The 15,549-nt window shown below is 43.1% G+C and carries 20 protein-coding genes; 11 read left to right on the plus strand and 9 right to left on the minus strand.

Features of this window, described 5'->3' with window-relative positions; translation table 11 throughout:
* Window positions 1-30: 30 nt before the first annotated feature.
* The 10 genes from BUB86_RS02450 to BUB86_RS02495 all read left to right on the plus strand — a co-directional run bounded on the left by BUB86_RS02450 (window position 31) and on the right by BUB86_RS02495 (window position 6,841).
* A complete protein-coding gene (locus tag BUB86_RS02450) occupies window positions 31-585 on the plus strand; it encodes a DUF3267 domain-containing protein (RefSeq protein WP_073205426.1) in 555 nt (184 codons plus the stop codon).
* Between the two features lie 5 nt (window positions 586-590).
* Window positions 591-908: a thioredoxin family protein gene (locus tag BUB86_RS02455; protein ID WP_073204823.1), complete on the plus strand. Its 318-nt coding sequence runs from the start codon at window positions 591-593 to the stop codon at window positions 906-908.
* A 2-nt stretch (window positions 909-910) separates the two neighbouring features.
* A complete protein-coding gene (locus BUB86_RS02460) occupies window positions 911-1,555 on the plus strand; it encodes a tetratricopeptide repeat protein (protein WP_073204828.1) in 645 nt (214 codons plus the stop codon).
* A 4-nt stretch (window positions 1,556-1,559) separates the two neighbouring features.
* Window positions 1,560-1,826: a DUF1294 domain-containing protein gene (locus tag BUB86_RS02465; RefSeq protein ID WP_139261319.1), complete on the plus strand. Its 267-nt coding sequence runs from the start codon at window positions 1,560-1,562 to the stop codon at window positions 1,824-1,826.
* Between the two features lie 7 nt (window positions 1,827-1,833).
* Complete coding sequence (locus BUB86_RS17455) at window positions 1,834-2,760, plus strand: hypothetical protein (protein WP_175549383.1); 927 nt, start codon at window positions 1,834-1,836, stop codon at window positions 2,758-2,760.
* Between the two features lie 36 nt (window positions 2,761-2,796).
* Window positions 2,797-4,431 carry a DUF4153 domain-containing protein gene (locus BUB86_RS02475; RefSeq protein ID WP_073204832.1) on the plus strand — a complete coding sequence of 545 codons (1,635 nt, stop codon included), beginning with the start codon at window positions 2,797-2,799 and terminating at the stop codon, window positions 4,429-4,431.
* Between the two features lie 4 nt (window positions 4,432-4,435).
* Window positions 4,436-5,248: an SDR family NAD(P)-dependent oxidoreductase gene (locus BUB86_RS02480; RefSeq protein WP_073204835.1), complete on the plus strand. Its 813-nt coding sequence runs from the start codon at window positions 4,436-4,438 to the stop codon at window positions 5,246-5,248.
* Between the two features lie 79 nt (window positions 5,249-5,327).
* The gene (locus BUB86_RS02485) at window positions 5,328-5,696 is read left to right on the plus strand and encodes a YccF domain-containing protein (RefSeq protein WP_073204838.1); all 369 of its coding nucleotides are present in this window, start codon (window positions 5,328-5,330) and stop codon (window positions 5,694-5,696) included.
* A 45-nt stretch (window positions 5,697-5,741) separates the two neighbouring features.
* Entirely contained in the window at window positions 5,742-6,236 is a 495-nt protein-coding gene (locus BUB86_RS02490) for a DUF4112 domain-containing protein (protein WP_073204841.1), read from the plus strand.
* A gap of 194 nt (window positions 6,237-6,430) precedes the next feature.
* Window positions 6,431-6,841 carry an Hsp20/alpha crystallin family protein gene (locus BUB86_RS02495; protein ID WP_254795073.1) on the plus strand — a complete coding sequence of 137 codons (411 nt, stop codon included), beginning with the start codon at window positions 6,431-6,433 and terminating at the stop codon, window positions 6,839-6,841.
* 78 nt (window positions 6,842-6,919) lie between these two features.
* Here BUB86_RS02495 and BUB86_RS02500 read toward each other — a convergent pair whose 3' ends face one another.
* Window positions 6,920-7,324: a low molecular weight protein-tyrosine-phosphatase gene (locus BUB86_RS02500; protein WP_254795074.1), complete on the minus strand. Its 405-nt coding sequence runs from the start codon at window positions 7,322-7,324 to the stop codon at window positions 6,920-6,922.
* A 66-nt stretch (window positions 7,325-7,390) separates the two neighbouring features.
* Window positions 7,391-7,705, minus strand: coding sequence for a hypothetical protein (locus tag BUB86_RS02505; protein WP_073204847.1), 315 nt, complete (start codon window positions 7,703-7,705; stop codon window positions 7,391-7,393).
* A 216-nt stretch (window positions 7,706-7,921) separates the two neighbouring features.
* Here BUB86_RS02505 and BUB86_RS02510 point away from each other — a divergent pair, with 216 nt between their 5' ends.
* Window positions 7,922-9,055, plus strand: a complete 1,134-nt coding sequence (locus tag BUB86_RS02510) for a hypothetical protein (RefSeq protein ID WP_073204850.1) — start codon at window positions 7,922-7,924, stop codon at window positions 9,053-9,055.
* Window positions 9,056-9,160: 105 nt separating this feature from the next.
* Here the strand turns inward: BUB86_RS02510 and BUB86_RS02515 are convergent, their stop codons facing one another.
* The 7 genes from BUB86_RS02515 to BUB86_RS02550 form a co-directional block, all read right to left on the minus strand.
* The gene (locus tag BUB86_RS02515) at window positions 9,161-9,586 is read right to left on the minus strand and encodes an SLOG family protein (protein WP_175549385.1); all 426 of its coding nucleotides are present in this window, start codon (window positions 9,584-9,586) and stop codon (window positions 9,161-9,163) included.
* 24 nt (window positions 9,587-9,610) lie between these two features.
* Window positions 9,611-10,141 carry a hypothetical protein gene (locus BUB86_RS02520; RefSeq protein ID WP_073204857.1) on the minus strand — a complete coding sequence of 177 codons (531 nt, stop codon included), beginning with the start codon at window positions 10,139-10,141 and terminating at the stop codon, window positions 9,611-9,613.
* A gap of 11 nt (window positions 10,142-10,152) precedes the next feature.
* Window positions 10,153-10,872 (minus strand): hypothetical protein, encoded by a 720-nt coding sequence (locus BUB86_RS02525; RefSeq protein ID WP_073204860.1) that lies wholly within the window; start codon window positions 10,870-10,872, stop codon window positions 10,153-10,155.
* Window positions 10,873-10,882: 10 nt separating this feature from the next.
* Window positions 10,883-11,392: a hypothetical protein gene (locus BUB86_RS02530; RefSeq protein ID WP_073204863.1), complete on the minus strand. Its 510-nt coding sequence runs from the start codon at window positions 11,390-11,392 to the stop codon at window positions 10,883-10,885.
* Window positions 11,393-11,640: 248 nt separating this feature from the next.
* Complete coding sequence (locus tag BUB86_RS02535; RefSeq protein ID WP_073204866.1) at window positions 11,641-12,402, minus strand: hypothetical protein; 762 nt, start codon at window positions 12,400-12,402, stop codon at window positions 11,641-11,643.
* Window positions 12,403-12,418: 16 nt separating this feature from the next.
* Entirely contained in the window at window positions 12,419-14,227 is a 1,809-nt protein-coding gene (locus BUB86_RS02540; protein WP_081373051.1) for a YqiA/YcfP family alpha/beta fold hydrolase, read from the minus strand.
* A gap of 206 nt (window positions 14,228-14,433) precedes the next feature.
* On the minus strand, window positions 14,434-15,447 hold the full coding sequence (locus tag BUB86_RS02550; RefSeq protein WP_073204875.1) for a leucine-rich repeat domain-containing protein: 1,014 nt from the start codon (window positions 15,445-15,447) through the stop codon (window positions 14,434-14,436).
* Window positions 15,448-15,549 lie beyond the last annotated feature (102 nt).

The raw sequence follows: 15,549 nt of genomic DNA on the forward strand, positions 1-15,549 counted from the left end.
GATATATTTAAGTGTATTTGGCAAATGGATATGGAAGAGAATGAAGTAAAAGGCCGCAAGGTGGCCATCGATATTGTAAAGGCAAACATATTCGCTGTAGCCATCATGGTGGTGGCAGCTATCGTGTTCCTTGTGCCGTTCTTCTGGATATGGGCAGGTAAGAAGCCTATTGGTGAACTCCTCGGAGGCATAGGCAACTGGGGCACTGCATTCATCCTCATGTTTGTAGGCATCGTCGTTCATGAACTGATTCACGGTCTGACGTGGGCCTATTATGCCAAGAGCGGCTGGAAGAGCATCAGTTTCGGTGTGATGTGGAAGTTGCTGACTCCCTATTGCCACTGCGACGAGCCAATGCATATCCCAGGTTACATGATGGGAGCCATGATGCCCTGTATCATCTTGGGTGTCATCCCTGCCATCGTTGCCCTCTTCATTGGTAGTCTGCCCATGCTGGCATGGGGAATCTTCTTCATAGCTGCAGCTGCTGGCGACATTTGGATGACATGGCTGCTGACCAAGGAGAATCCCAAGAGTATGGTACTCGACCATCCTTCAGAAGCAGGATTCTATATTATAGATTAAGGTCGATGGAGCATCTGACAAACATACAGGATATTGAGCAGACACTGAAGGACAACCGTATGTGTCTCTTCTACATCAAGGCTCCAGATTGTGGAGTCTGCAATGTCATGCTTGATAAAGTGGAGCGTCTTGCAGACAATTACACGTCACTTTGTTCTTTCTACACAGATATTCGTGAAGAGCCGTTGATTGCCGGGCGATTCCTGGTTTATTCAGGGCCGACTGTATTGTTGCTTATGGAAGGGAAGGAAATCTACCGTGCCTCTCAGTTCATTAACTTGGAAGAGTTGGAGCAAACAATCAACAAATATCAGGAGTTGTAACCATGCCAAAAGAGCGAAACAAGGCAGACGATTATCGCGAAAAGGCTTATGCGGGCGATACCAAGGCGATGAACAACCTGGGTGTCTGCTACGAGCGTGGCACTGGAGTGAAGGTCAATCTGGAGATGGCCTTCGACTGGTATATGAAAGCCGCTCAGCTGGATGATGTCTATGGCTGTTTCAATGTCGGCGAGTGCTACTATCACGGGAAAGGCGTGGAGCAAGACCAAGTACTGGCTTTTGAATGGTACATGAAGGCAGCCGACAAGGGTGATATGCAGTCGCAAGTGAACGTGGCCAACGCCTATTACCTCGGCAATGGTGTCGAGATGGATCACCACAAGGCTTTCCTTTGGTATCGTGAGGCCGCTTTCCAAGGACACGTCCTGTCACAGAAGAACTGCGGAGCTGCCTACTGGAATGGTGACGGCATAGAGAAAAACCTTGAAGAATGCGTATTCTGGTATGAGTTGGCTGCCAACGGTGGCGATGCCCAGGCACAGTTTGCCACAGGCTGGTTCCTGATGACTGGTACAGGTGTCCCCAAAGATGAGAAAAAAGGCTTAAAGTGGATTCATAAGTCCACGTTCCAAGGCTATCAGCCAGCTATTGACTATTGTAAAGAACACGGTTATAAGTGGTATTAAGCGTATGACACAGACAATAGTATATTACCTCATTGCTCTCAACATCGTGACCTTCTTCGTCTATGGCATTGACAAGTGGAAGGCGAAACGGGCAAAATGGCGTATCAGAGATGCAGCACTTCTTGGACTGGCTGTCCTTGGAGGTAGTATCGGTGCATTGCTGGGCATGAAGGTCTGGCACCACAAAACGATGCACAAGAAGTTCAAATATGGCCTGCCGCTCATTCTGATAGCTCAGATAGCCCTTATTTATATGATAATCCAAAAATAGAGATTCAATGAAGAATTTTTTATTAGCATTTACAATGTTGCTGGCAATGGTAGCATGCACAAATAAGCCAGCAACGACAGTTGAAGACAATGAAGAAAGCAGTGAAGTGGCCTTTGAAGTAGCTAAGAACTACTTCTTTAAGAATGACCAGGTGATTCCTGAATACCCGAAAATCACAACGGAAGAGGAGTTTAACAAGCTTTTCGGCATGGCTACGACGATGGGCGAGAATGGCAAGCCGACTGCTATCGATTTCACCAAGCAGTTTGTGTTGGCCATCGTTCTGCAAGAAACAGACTTCGCAACGGAAATCAATCCCGTGAAGGTGGAAGAAAAGGGAGACTCGCTCCTCTATACTTATGATGTGAAGACTGGCGAGAAACAGTCATTCACCATTCAGCCCGTTTCCATCATTATCCTCGACAAGCAATATGAGAACAAAAGAGTTGTACTTCTCAATGAACGGGAAACGACCTATTTTCCAGCCATTGACCGCTATTTGACTGATTCTATTGGCAGCCAGTATGCCAAGGGTGAACATTGCGTACCCATCCACAGCATAGTGAGGGTTGACGAGCGTAATACAGAGGACATCCTTGTATGGGGCGATTTCTGGGTCTTCAACTACAATCAGATGGGCGACACGTTGAAATGCGTCTCTGGTGGCAGCCATCCTGGACTGATGCACATCCGACAAACTGCAAAGGGTTTTGAAGTGACAGCCTTCGACCAGGTAGAGGATGGCTCCAGATACTTGCCGACGGCCAAGAAGATTTTCGGTGACAAGTTCGATGCCTTTAAAACTATCAACAGCGATGAGAAGAATCGCGAAAGACTGCGAGCAGAAGGATTGGCCACTTATGCCAAGAAGAACGGTCTCGCTGTCACCATGTATCAGGACTATGGTTGGCCAGCCAAGAAACTGAAGGAATAGACAAGACGATAGAAGAGTAACAACTAAAGAATTGAGATGAATACGAAACTGAAATCATTGCTACAGCAGTTACTGCAAAGTCCACGCCGCTTCCCTGTTGAAGCAGCATTGGGAGTGGTGTTCTTTATCATAGCTGTATGGGACAGCGAGTCATCCACATGGAATGAGACTTCGGCACGGATGGAGAGTGCCGTTAACAGAGACATACTCTGGTTCTTCGTCCCACTGGTGGCCTTGTCTTTCTGGCTCCATCGCGTTAATCGCTGGGCCTATCTCGCCTCGTTCTTCTTATTCCTGCCCCTGATGGCACTCGACCTGAAGCCGTTCCTTTGGACATACGGTTTTGCGTTTACCTACGTGTTGGCGGGCATTCTTTTAGTGGTAGGTAACAGGCGGTTGGATAACCGTTCCTTTGCAGCCCATGCCTTGCATGTAGTCACTCAGATGTTCTTCGGTCTGCTCATTACCGGTATTCTCAACTTGGCGGTTGTGGCCATCGTTGCCTCGTTCTTCTATATCTTCGGCATCGAAGAACCCAAGCATCTCTATGAGCATATCATCCAGTTCATCTGGTTCGTGCTGGCTCCGCAGGTATGCTGTACCCTGATCCGCCAGAATGAGGACGAGGTTACAGAACCCTTCAAGGTGCTTCGGCTTATCTTGAACTTTATCCTTTCACCAGCCGTTATCATCTACACCGTCATCCTCTATACCTATTTTATAAAGATTGCCTTCGAATGGGATTTGCCCAAGGGTGGGGTGGCATGGATGGTGATGGGATTCATCACTGTGGCACTTGTAGGCCGCATGGCCCAGTCGATACTCAGCAAACGATACTACGACTGGTTCTACAACCGTTTCACGCTGATAGCCATTCCTCCGCTCATCATGTACTGGATAGGCTCCATCTACCGCATCCGTCTCTATAGCTTCACCGAGAGCCGCTTCTATCTGATGGTGGCAGGTGTGCTGATGACGCTCTTCGTGCTGATGCTTTGGAAGAAGCGTACCCGTAAGTACCAGCTTATGGCACTCATCTTCGGTGCAGCTATCATCCTCTTCACCTACATCCCTGGCATTTCAGCTAAAAGTATCGGACTGAGTTGTCAGAAGCATCGGCTCACCCAGCTTATCAGTGAACTGAAGCTGACGGATGCCAAGACGGGTAAACTGAGTGATGAAATAGATATGAGACGCATCAAGCAGGACAGTCTGCTGTGCGAACAATACATGGATTTCACAAGCGTAGTCAACTATGTTCGCAATGAAATCGGAAACGATGAGTTCAAGAAACAGTACGGTGAATGGTCCCACCCGGAATATGGTTTCAATTACAACAAGTCCAAGAATTTGTATGATAATAGTAATTGGTATGAAAGGAGGAAACCTGTTGACTTGGGCGACTACAGCATCATGCTTCCGGAAAATCAGTATACTTGCAACTTTAGAAACAAGAAAGTCATCGTCAAGAACAATGATGTAGTTGTTCTTGAATATCCGATCAATTCCATCGTTAGGCAGGACACCATGCTCCTGCATCATCCAGAGCAGTTGCTTACCTATCGCAACGACTCGCTTATGCTTGTGCTGCAGAGCATAAGCATCGAAGACACCGTTGTAACGGATGTCAGAAGCTACGATTTCCAGTTATTCAAAAAGCAGATAAAATAAATATATGGTTGATTACGGATTAAAGGACAGAGTGGCCTTGATTACGGGAGCGAACAACCCACAGGGCATTGGAGCGACCACAGCGTTTGCTTTTGCTCGTGAAGGCGCAAATGTGGTTTTGGTGTATAAGAGAATCCCAAGACCCTTTGATGTGACTAAGACTGACAAGAATGGAGCTGACAGATACTTCCAGGCCAATGCAGGAAATGCAGATATTGTGAAAAGCAAGCTTCAGGAAATGGATGCCGACTACCTGATCATCGAGAGCGACATCTCTAATGAAGATGCCGTCATGGAAATCTACTCGAAAACGCTTGAACGGTACGGCAGAATTGATATTCTCGTCAACAATGCGGCAGACGGCGACATGGACGGACTTGACACCATCGAGAAAATCACGCAGAATGTCATCGACGAAACCTTTGCCGTCAATGTCCGTGGAAGCATTCTGATGACGAGGGAATTTATTAAGCATCGTAGCGATTACGGCAGAATTATCAATCTTTCCACAGATGCTGCACAGGTCTTTGCAGGTCAGATTACCTATGGTGCAAGCAAGGCGACTCTGGAAGCACTCACACGTAGCATCGCACTTGAAGTAGCAAAATACGGCATTACCGTGAACTGTGTGGCTCCAGGTCCGACTCAGACAGGGTGGATTGACGATGATTTCGCAAAAGAAGTCATACCGATTATCCCGATGGGCAAGCTGATCCAACCGCAGGATATTGCAGAAACCATTCTGTTTTTGGCCAGTGAGCAGGCTAAGATGATTACAGGTCAAGTTATCAAGGTGTCTGGTGGGCATGCGCTTTAAAAGGACGCTAATCTCAAAGTTGCATCTTTTCATCTATGTATTACGTCTAAAAGTCAGAAACTTTTAGAAAGAGATTAGAATGAAGACAATAGGAAACATCATCTGGATTATCTTTGGTGGGCTGCATATTGCCCTGGAGTATTTCATTGCCGGACTGGTGCTGATGATTACCATCATCGGCATTCCATTCGGCATACAGAACATGAAACTGGGTATGCTGGCCATTTGGCCATTTGGTACAAAAGTAAAGTGGAAGCCATCACAACCTGGTTGCCTGAGCATATTCATGAATGTGCTATGGTTCTTCGTGGGTGGCATCTGGATATGGCTCACGCACATCTTCTATGGCCTCATTTTCTGCATAACTATTATTGGCATACCCTTCGGAAAGATGCACTTCCGTTTGGCAAAGCTTGCCCTGTCACCATTCGGTAAAGAGCTCGTATAGTCTGATATGAACGTTTTCATGCTGCCGAGGCAAAGAAAAGGTCGGATGAAATCCAACGAAGAGAAACGACTGCAACGACGCCAACGTCTGATTAACAACAAAGCCTATCAGACCATGCAGGGATTGACCCGCTACATGGATCGCTACTATCTGGATGCGCTCATCGGAGTCATTCCCGGATGGGGCGATGCCATTGCCCTGCTCTGCGTAGTTCCGTTTGTCTATTTCTCTGCCCGCATCATAAAGAGCGTTCCGCTGACGTTGGCTGTATTGAATAATGCCCTGCGGGATGTGCTCTTAGGCATGATTCCCTTCTTCGTAGGCGACATCATCGATATTTTCCACCGTGCCAACACCCAGAACATGCAGATGATTCAAGGATTCGTTAATGGTGACGAAGCCGTTATTAAGCAGGTGAACCAGCGAGCATGGCAGTCAGCCATCGTACTCATTGTCCTTTTATTACTCATAGCACTTATGATTTGGCTGCTCATATCCTTTGGTAGCTACCTGTACTCTCTGCTGGCATCCATTGTTTAAACGTGTTTAATAAATTGTCAGCATTGTATAATCGAGTTTAAATTCCGTGCCATCTTGACTATCTTCGAGTGCCATTTTGACAATCGGCACGGAAGTTGTACTATGTCTGGTGAAAGCTGAAGCGAAAGCCGAGGCGTTCACAACATACGTTAAACTAAAAGTATAACTAGGAGGTATTGATTATGTTACCAGTGATGTTTAAAAACAGTTGGTTCCCAACAGTATTTGACGATTTCCTGAACACTGATTTTATGCCTCGTGCCAACAGTACAGCACCTGCTGTCAATGTCAAGGAGAGTGAGACAGAGTATACTATGGAGCTCGCAGCCCCTGGCATCAAGAAAGAATATTGTCGCGTAGCCATCAACGACGAGGGCAACCTGACCATCGCCATCGAGAACAAGGCCGAGCACAAGCATGAGGACAAGCACCACCACTATCTGCGCCGCGAGTTCAGCTACTCGAACTATGAGCAGAACTACACGCTGCCGGATGATGTCGTTCGCGACCAGATCTCTGCCAAGGTGGAGGACGGCATCCTGACTGTCACCATGCCGAAGGCCGAGCCGAAGCAGAAGGTCACCAAGGCCATCGAGGTCTCATAAGCCTTTCAGGGCTTTGTCTAAAAAGAATTGAAACATCTAAAAACAGTTGGGAGCAGCATCCATGCGGTGTTGCTCCCTTTATTTAGCAAATCTGTCTAACAATGCCTGACAGCCTTCAAGAACGTCGCGCCAAGTGGCCTCGAAGTTGTCAGTGTACCAAGGGTCAGCTACATCACCAGGCCGTCGGGTGAAATCCATCAGCATCACAATTTTCCCTTCTGGGTCGCCACCGCAGATGTTTCGCATATTACGGATGTTCCACGAATCCATGCCTATCAGCAGGTCGTAGCGGTTGTAGTCCGAGCGCGTCATCTGTCGTGCTGTCTTACCCGAACAGCTAATACCGTGTTCTGCCAGTTTCCGTCGGGCAGGGGGATAGACACTGTTGCCTATCTCCTCTGTCGAGGTGGCCGCCGATTCAATCATGAAACTGTCCGCCAGTCCCACTTTCTTCACCAAGTCCTTCATTACAAACTCTGCCATCGGGCTTCGGCAGATGTTCCCGTGACAGACAAAAAGTATTCTATGCTTTGTGTTGTTATCCATTATCTAATTACTCTGTTCCAGCTCTTTTATCCTATTATCAAGTCTTTCCTTTTCTTGCTCCAAGTAGCGCACGGCATCTTTCGTGGTTTCCTGTATGATGAACTGCTTTACCATCAGCGTCAGGTTGGTGATGGCAGCTTCCTCTTTGGGGATTGCGCCATACTTTTCTGCCTCCTTCAGCTGTTCCCGCTGTTTTAGGACATAATCATAGTCACGACTTAGCTGGTCGATATCCTCCTCTGTGTAGGCATCCTTCTTCTGAACTAAGTTGCTGAGTTCGTCCTGCAGATATTGTGGAATCAAGCTTTTCTTCTTCATCTTTTTACCTCTTATGCGGGTGCAAAGGTACGAATAAGCGAGAACAATACAAAACAAAAATGATTTTTTGTTCTTATTGTCGAGCTAAAGTACCTTCGGCGAAGCCAGAGGTACGAAAAAAAGGGCGAAAACCGCTTTCTTATTGACGTTTTATGCTATAACTGGCCTTTATTTCATCGAAAATTCGTACCTTCGCAGCCACTAATTGAGAGTAAGATGGAATATTTAGTCACATATTACGTTAAGAATACGAACAGCGCAAAGGACATTTTCAATGTCATCCCTTATGCGTCGTCTGTGGTCACTGGTAGCGAGAATGAAGTTTTGGAACTTGTTGCTTCCAAGCTGAAGAAAAATCCCTTCTTTCGTTGCTGTAGCGTCATGGACCACTGTTCAGGTAACAAGAAAGTGTTTGAAACGAAATTCATACTCGATAATCCGCATTTCAAGGAAGATGCCCTGCAAACAAAGTTCAAGGTTCTGGAATCCGTTGACCATAAGGAAATCGATGATTCTGGTAAAAATGTCAACGAGTCGGCCAGAACAGAGGATGTCCGCAAGAGTTTTGAAGTGAAGCTGGATCATGAGAAAAAGGTTATCCGAATAGGCGCGTATTTCTATGACCTCAAAGGCGTATTGATTTGTGAGGCAACCGAAGAGGATAAGAAGAAATACTATTGCAACCGTTTTATTACTTTCCCGATTGTTGATGAAGACTGGAAGGTATTAGAAGATGAAGATATATCAGATGGTCTTGGGCGGTTGATTATTGGCAAGACTGGTGATACCGTTCCCTTGGCAGCGTTGAAGGATGCAGCCGATTACAATGCCAGAGAGCACGTGTGTGGTTATGACGAATTGTTGGTTGGTCTGGAAAGAAGGGGGATAACAATATCAAACAGGAGAGCCATTGATTCGCCAGATGAGTTGTCAGATACTGTTGTTATTGAGCTTTCCAAGATTCCTGGCAAGCATCATTTCAGGTTAGACTCCCATGAGGACAGCTACTATATACCGAGACGCTTCTTCCATGTGGGTACCGATGACGAGCTATACCAAGATGCCAGAGAGTGGAAGAAGCAGACACAATATACTTATGACAAGATTGTTCAGCAAATAGCCGATGATGTCTTTTCACTTTCCTGGTTCTTCCACAAACCGAATCTGAAGGTGCTTGTCATTGCCTATGTGGAAGAGAGCGATGCCTCTCATCGTTACGAAATAGGCCCCGTTCCGACGGACTGGTTCTATACCGTCCAGACCCTTGAAGGAGATATCAACCGTAAACTGGAGGAAATGTATAAAGAAGAGTCTGATAAATATTACAAGGAGAAGAGACCAATATCCTAATAGTCTTAGTGGGCGAAAAAGAATTAGGAGCAGCATCCATAGCGGTGTTGCTCCTATTGTTGTACCTCATGCAATTTTATCAAATTAGATTCAATGAAGTAGATATCAAGTTTTTGTTGAAATTCTAAAGATGTCATCACCCTCTTCGGAACCAGCTCGGAAGAATAGCTTATTTGTCTTAATATTATATACCCAGCAATCTTTCTTCTGCTCTATACAGAGTTGTATATCATGACGAGTACCGTGACTTTCCCCGTCCCAAAAAGCAATACACACAGTACATGCCTTAATAATCTCCACATTTCTCAGGAATCCTGCTTTTTTCCCTTCGCGATTCCAATCTGGTCTTAACACCCTAATTGGTATGTTCCTCAGTCGAGCAAATTGTTCGCCATAGGTATCTGCACCTACAGCACCTCCGGAAATCACTTGCTTTACATTATAGTCATTCTCGCGACAAATCTTATTCATCACGAAGTTAAACGTTGCATAGTCGTTAAATGTTCGACTGCCTACTATTGCTAATTTCACTTCCATTTTCTTTTATTATTTATGTTACTTTTTTGTTTTTATCTCTTTTATATTTCTCATTTTGTGTGCCAAATAGTGTTCGTATGCCTTTCTCAACCGAATTTCTGTGCGAACAGGGATCTTATAGTGTGGTTTGAAAAGATATTCAAAATCCATATGCCTACAACTGTTCAATCTTTTGTCTGTCATTACAGTACATCCATCTTCCATAATCTCAGAAACTACGCCGAGAACAATTTCGTCATTGCTGAATATTTCCACGAAATCACCAGCTTTATATCGTATGTTACAAGCTTCATTGCCTTCATTGTCAAAGACTCTTGGCTTGACATCTATGCTGTCTAACATATTTAAAGTGTATTCATATACCATAAAACATATTAAGTCTCTAAAGACCTTCTTTTCTACAGCGGTTTTTATATATGCTTCTATTTCTTCTAATGTGTAATATAGTATCTGATAGGATACTGTAGTATCATATCTTGGATACCTGCGTACAGTGAACCAGTTCCTTTCTGTCTGTACAATTTTCAACTCATATATAGATTTATTCATAGCCAATATTATTAAAATGGTGCATTATATCCAATGTCTTTTCGATATTCCTCGAGATCCTTCAGATAACCTTCCCAGATCTTTAGGTATTTCTGTTGGATACTCTTCGGAATATTATAATGGGGAGTAAAGAGTGAGAGTGCATCTACATGACTGTGATACTGATAGCCAGGGCCATCAATGACAACATAGGAATCATCAGAGTCGTCACCGAAGTAAGGTTTCCCTTGTTCTTTACTGATTCTTATATAATGCTCCTTTCCTGGAGGGGATGCTAGGACATATACAAGTTCTACCGAAGTTCCCCATAGACATTCCACTAGATCACCCCACTTAAACCGCACTTCTTCTTCAGAACGTCCATCGAATTTTCCTTCAGACCAGAATGTTGGGAACAATCGTTTATTCAATAGATGACCATCGTTAGAATACACCCATGATGACATATATTCTGACCATCCGTACTCAAAATCAATGGGACGCTCATATATATAGAAGCAGAAGATATCTTCGGTCTTCCATTTCTTCGATTCTAAAGCATCCTGTATGAGATATTCTGCTTCCTTTTGTGTATCAGCAAAAGCTATAGTCTGAGAGGATACTTTGTACTTAGGATAGTGCCGGGGATGGTTAACTACCACTATCTCCAACTCATATACGGTTTCTTTGACAACAGACAAATCAACCTGTTCAACTGATTTGCCGTCTGAAGTAATGCAGCCTATTTTCATATTTTTTATTTTATGATTTTTCTTCCATGTATTCTTTGTATTCCTCTTGAATCTGCATATAATAGGAAAGTGGAAATAGCCGATGTTTCCTCAATGATTTCCTTCTCTCTTTCTTTTTCATCGGTGTATAGAAGAATGTTCCACCGCCTTTTACATATTTGATCCATTTGCCCCTGTGTCTTATATAATTGGAGTATATCCTTTCTGCTTCATTCCTTAATTCTAAAAAGTATTGAATGTCATCAATTTGTTTCATTCCCCTATAGTAATAAGGAGAAGCTCCATGTGACATTTTTCTCATTTCTCGTGTAATTTCCTTTGATTTTCGCTCTTCGAGATATAGTTTTTTACAGCTACGTTCTATCTGCTTACTTCGCTGTGCCTTTTTCGACATTACACGATACCACCCCCCTGACATTTTTAACATATCTCTACAATAAGAAAAGAAGAAGGATTCCTCCGATAACGATTGTCCATCCAATAATGGAACCATTATCACCCATGCAGTCAAATAGTCCATTGATAATTGAAAAGATACAATATATAATGTACACCAGGAACAGACCAAGACCGACACCTAACAGCAGCCAAAAGAATAACGATATCATATTCTATATTATTATATGATGCCTACTCCCTTTTTAAAGCGTTTCGGCTTTCTCTTTTTGCAAAGTTATAACATTTTTCCCTATCTGGAATAGTAATACAGAAACTTGGTATGAAACGTGTAATAAGAGGTATAGATTCTCCGCTTTTAGAATACCATCTTTAGCCTTTCATTAGCAAATCACGAGTAATATTCATCTTACATTCATAGACATAATCGTAATCTGGGCCAAGGCTCCTGAAGAAACGGGTACGTTCATCTATATTTCTCATAATAACCACTTCCTTCATTTTTAAGTCGATGGCTACATAGTAATAATAGATACTCTTTTTCTCTGTATTTTCATATACTCCAACTCTTAGGGTATAGTATTCTTTGAAGTGCTTGTTCTGAAGGATTTCCTCAAACTTTGTGCAGGCTTCTTCCAGTTCCTTATCTCGGCTTTTTATGTTGAATAAGTCGAAAAGTCCTTGAAGTCCATTCAATAAATCGGCTTTTAAAAAGTCTGATTCGCAGAACTCGAAACATGCAATCTCTTCGTTAGGGAAAAGGTTCTCCATAGCTTCCTTTGCACAATTAATACACTTCTCTTCAAGTGTATCTCCTTGAACTCCGGTATGCGAATGATAGACATTGGGAGCGGTAAACTCAATCATTTCTTCATATGCCAGCTCTTTTTTCGTAAGTTCATTTTCATTGACTGAATGCAGAATGTCAGCATTGTCAACAATACACCGAAACCCTTCCATGGGACGAACTGTCATGACCAGATACGTCTTGTCATCAATAACAGACAATATAAACCCGATGTGTTCTGTTTTCTCAAAATCAGCTTCTGTCAGGTCATTGTAACCAAACATTACATTTAAGTGCACTTCTGGCTGTTTCGTCATAAATGCGATATAATTTCCTTTCATATACATCTTTTGCCCTCCTGTTTTATACTTGAATACGATAATTTTTTAATGGAAATACATAACGCATGGGCACTTTTACGCTACTGGCAATGTATGCCTCTTTGCTTAAGCCTTCCCATGTTTTCTTGGCATCGAGGATGAGAACACTTGGATCCTTCTTACTTGGTAATTTTGCTATGCAACCCCACTTCAAGGTCGTCACATTCCTGTCGTGATATATGTATTCTATCAAATCCCCGACATTGAAACGATGTTTCTGTTGGAACCCTGACGGCATATATACGAATTCTTTAAATTCATCATCCTCTATATACGGTTCGTCTGGCCAATGGCAGAAAGCAGAGGCAAGTTCATCTCGGAAGGCTTTTTCTCTGGGAATCTCCTTGACGATATAGCATAGCAGGTGTTCACGATTTTGTTCAGTCCATTTCTGCATTTCCTTTTCTGAATCATTGAGGTCATAAAAAATGGCACGCTCTGTCATGTCTAATGATTTATCTTTTTCTATAATCACTTTGTATAGCTGGTAATAATTGTGTAGTTGCATATCCTCATACGCATACTCTATTCCCCAGCATAAGGCAGCAGCCGTATCGCTATCAAATGAGGTTGCACTATAGATAGCCATTTCACGCTCCTCTTCAATAGTTGAGCAACCAATATCGTAGCGATCATATACATCCTTATCGTAATCTGCACAGATAGCAGGCATTACATCAACAAAACAAGTATGGTCATTCCATTCTGTTTGTTCTGGATTGTCTTCGATATATTTTTTCAGCCATCCGCTGCCAGCATCGTATGCCAACGTTCTTTCTCCTAGGCTAATACCACAGTTTTCCATATAGAGTTTTGTCAATAGTTTCATAGCCTGTATCGGGTCCATCTTTCTTCCTTTATCCACAAGCTTATAATAGGCTTTCATTGCCTTTTTTTCTTTAAAAAGACTTTCTACCTCATGATACGCCTTCTTCGAGAAACTTTTATATACCATCTCCTCATAGTCAAGTACAAATGAGTATACAGCCTTTCGTAGACCATCCTTCATTGTCTTCATCGGATTATACACATCGTGATACTTGTCGGCAATGTCAAAAAAGTCAGGATAGCAGGCCTTCCATAGATCCTCAAAAGCTTGACGCCCTCGTTTTCCTCCTTCGCTGATAATACCCAGTAGCTCATACATCTTTTCAGAATTGATATTCTCCATATCAGGATCTTCTTCCAACAACTGTATAGCACAAGGCAAGACATAAGCCTTCACCCACTTTTGCAGAAGACTATGCCCGCCAGGGTACTGGGTTGCATTGCCATAGTATTTCAGGTATTCCTCATATCCATTGACAAGCGTGTCTTCCGTTCCGAAGAAGGCATAAGTATGTGCCTTATCGTAAGCTGTGATACCATGGAACTGATACTTTTCCATGATTTCATAGTCATCACAGAGCCATTCTGTAATGTTGAATACTGTTTCACCATCCATCCTGGGGTTGGTAAATTTATTAATACCAATATTCTGTCGCATAATCTGGCTGACATGGAATGCCGGATTTACCAGAATCTTACGGAAGCCATGCATCTGCTGAGCATACATGGCTCCCATTGAAGTGCCTATGATTACATCAGGATTGACATCATGACACAATTTGTTGAGTTCCCTAAGTGCCAATTTTGGATCTAAGGGGATGTCTGGAGAGATAACCTCTATTTCTGGTAGCTTCATTCTCAAATAGTCTGCGGTCATAGTCGAACCCGAAGATCCGAACCCGTGTAAAAAAACTATTGTTTTCATATTATTCTTTGTTTTCTTTAATGTTGATACCCTTTTCATTCAGCCAGGATATAAATTCATGATCCAAACTGTCGTTTATATTTACTGTGCATGGTGTCATTACGCCAGCAATTACTTTTATACTATACTTACAGACGAACTCTTTATAAAAATACGGAGCCCACTTATCGTAATTGGTCCAATTCTCAAACAAAGTCTTGTACAATTCTACGTTTTCATTCTTTGAAATTCTCATAATATATGCATTAAAAATCATCATCAAATTTTAATCGGTAGTTCCTTGAATCTTCCAGCAACTCCCTAAGTTCCGATTCATGTATAATGAGTTTGACACCATCATCAAACACATCATATTCCATCCGAGTGAGACTTGCCGGAATTTCAATATTGCTAATGGCAGTACCTTTAAATGCTTCAGTCTCAATGGTGCGTAATGACCTTGGCAACTTAACTTCCTTCAGAGAGATGCAGTTCATAAAGGAACGCAATTCTATCTTTTCCACTTTTGGTGGCAGGACAATCTCTTCCAACAGCTTGCACTCGCTAAAGACGTGATGTCCCATATATTTCACGGAATCAGGAATGGTGACACTCTTAAGATCCATACCATAGAAGGCACCATTCATGATCGTTTTGACACCACAAGGAATCGTATAGTCCTCCACATAGCGGAATAGTGCATAATCAGCCTTGACGATAACGCGACCGTATTCAGCATAGGTCACACCATACTCATCCGTCCATTCTGATTCGCTAATAGTCTTGATAAGCGAAGTGCATTCGTCTAATGCATCGAGGATGGACGAAACCTTTCTGGGAACGTTGATGATGTTTGGATAATGCACCATATAAAATTCTCTCTTATCTGCTTCTTCTCCAAATACACCCCAGCAATGCGTATTCTTTACACGGTCATATTCCCGTTCAAAGGCCAATTGTGTCTTTTCTTTGTCCGTGTACATCTCCACTAAGGATTGCTCACATCTGTACGAAGGATGTAAGTCTGCATTCACACAGATACGATTACACCCTGCATACCGATGGATGAAGAATGCGCCAAGACCTTCCGCAATGAGAATGTCGGGATGGAATAGGTGCATACTTTTACCTAAACTTTTTTCTGTTTCTGCAAGGGAATTGATATCAATCTCTACACAGATAATTTTCCACTCGGGGAAAGCCTTCCGGAGTGCTTTGGTCACCTCCGAGGCTTGCTGACTTTTAAAGTCAGGGATGTACATGATAGTATTTCTGTTCATTTTTTCGAGTAGCTCATTAATTCTATTTGTTCATACTTAGGACGTGCTTCCATAATCGCATTGACAATGCAATCGTAGTCCAGGGAAGGAACCTCCAATTCC

Origin of the sequence: Xylanibacter ruminicola, from assembly GCF_900142525.1 — a bacterium.
GTDB classification, from domain to species: Bacteria; Bacteroidota; Bacteroidia; order Bacteroidales; family Bacteroidaceae; genus Prevotella; species Prevotella ruminicola_A.

Coding starts and splice junctions, on each gene's coding strand:
- BUB86_RS02450 (WP_073205426.1), top strand. CDS start 31: ATGGAAGAGAATGAAGTAAAAGGCCGCAAGGTGGCCATCGATATTGTA.
- BUB86_RS02455 (WP_073204823.1), top strand. CDS start 591: ATGGAGCATCTGACAAACATACAGGATATTGAGCAGACACTGAAGGAC.
- BUB86_RS02460 (WP_073204828.1), top strand. CDS start 911: ATGCCAAAAGAGCGAAACAAGGCAGACGATTATCGCGAAAAGGCTTAT.
- BUB86_RS02465 (WP_139261319.1), top strand. CDS start 1,560: ATGACACAGACAATAGTATATTACCTCATTGCTCTCAACATCGTGACC.
- BUB86_RS17455 (WP_175549383.1), top strand. CDS start 1,834: ATGAAGAATTTTTTATTAGCATTTACAATGTTGCTGGCAATGGTAGCA.
- BUB86_RS02475 (WP_073204832.1), top strand. CDS start 2,797: ATGAATACGAAACTGAAATCATTGCTACAGCAGTTACTGCAAAGTCCA.
- BUB86_RS02480 (WP_073204835.1), top strand. CDS start 4,436: ATGGTTGATTACGGATTAAAGGACAGAGTGGCCTTGATTACGGGAGCG.
- BUB86_RS02485 (WP_073204838.1), top strand. CDS start 5,328: ATGAAGACAATAGGAAACATCATCTGGATTATCTTTGGTGGGCTGCAT.
- BUB86_RS02490 (WP_073204841.1), top strand. CDS start 5,742: ATGAAATCCAACGAAGAGAAACGACTGCAACGACGCCAACGTCTGATT.
- BUB86_RS02495 (WP_254795073.1), top strand. CDS start 6,431: ATGTTTAAAAACAGTTGGTTCCCAACAGTATTTGACGATTTCCTGAAC.
- BUB86_RS02500 (WP_254795074.1), bottom strand. CDS start 7,324: ATGGCAGAGTTTGTAATGAAGGACTTGGTGAAGAAAGTGGGACTGGCG.
- BUB86_RS02505 (WP_073204847.1), bottom strand. CDS start 7,705: ATGAAGAAGAAAAGCTTGATTCCACAATATCTGCAGGACGAACTCAGC.
- BUB86_RS02510 (WP_073204850.1), top strand. CDS start 7,922: ATGGAATATTTAGTCACATATTACGTTAAGAATACGAACAGCGCAAAG.
- BUB86_RS02520 (WP_073204857.1), bottom strand. CDS start 10,141: ATGAATAAATCTATATATGAGTTGAAAATTGTACAGACAGAAAGGAAC.
- BUB86_RS02525 (WP_073204860.1), bottom strand. CDS start 10,872: ATGAAAATAGGCTGCATTACTTCAGACGGCAAATCAGTTGAACAGGTT.
- BUB86_RS02530 (WP_073204863.1), bottom strand. CDS start 11,392: ATGGACTATTTGACTGCATGGGTGATAATGGTTCCATTATTGGATGGA.
- BUB86_RS02535 (WP_073204866.1), bottom strand. CDS start 12,402: ATGTATATGAAAGGAAATTATATCGCATTTATGACGAAACAGCCAGAA.
- BUB86_RS02540 (WP_081373051.1), bottom strand. CDS start 14,227: ATGAAAAGGGTATCAACATTAAAGAAAACAAAGAATAATATGAAAACA.
- BUB86_RS02550 (WP_073204875.1), bottom strand. CDS start 15,447: ATGAACAGAAATACTATCATGTACATCCCTGACTTTAAAAGTCAGCAA.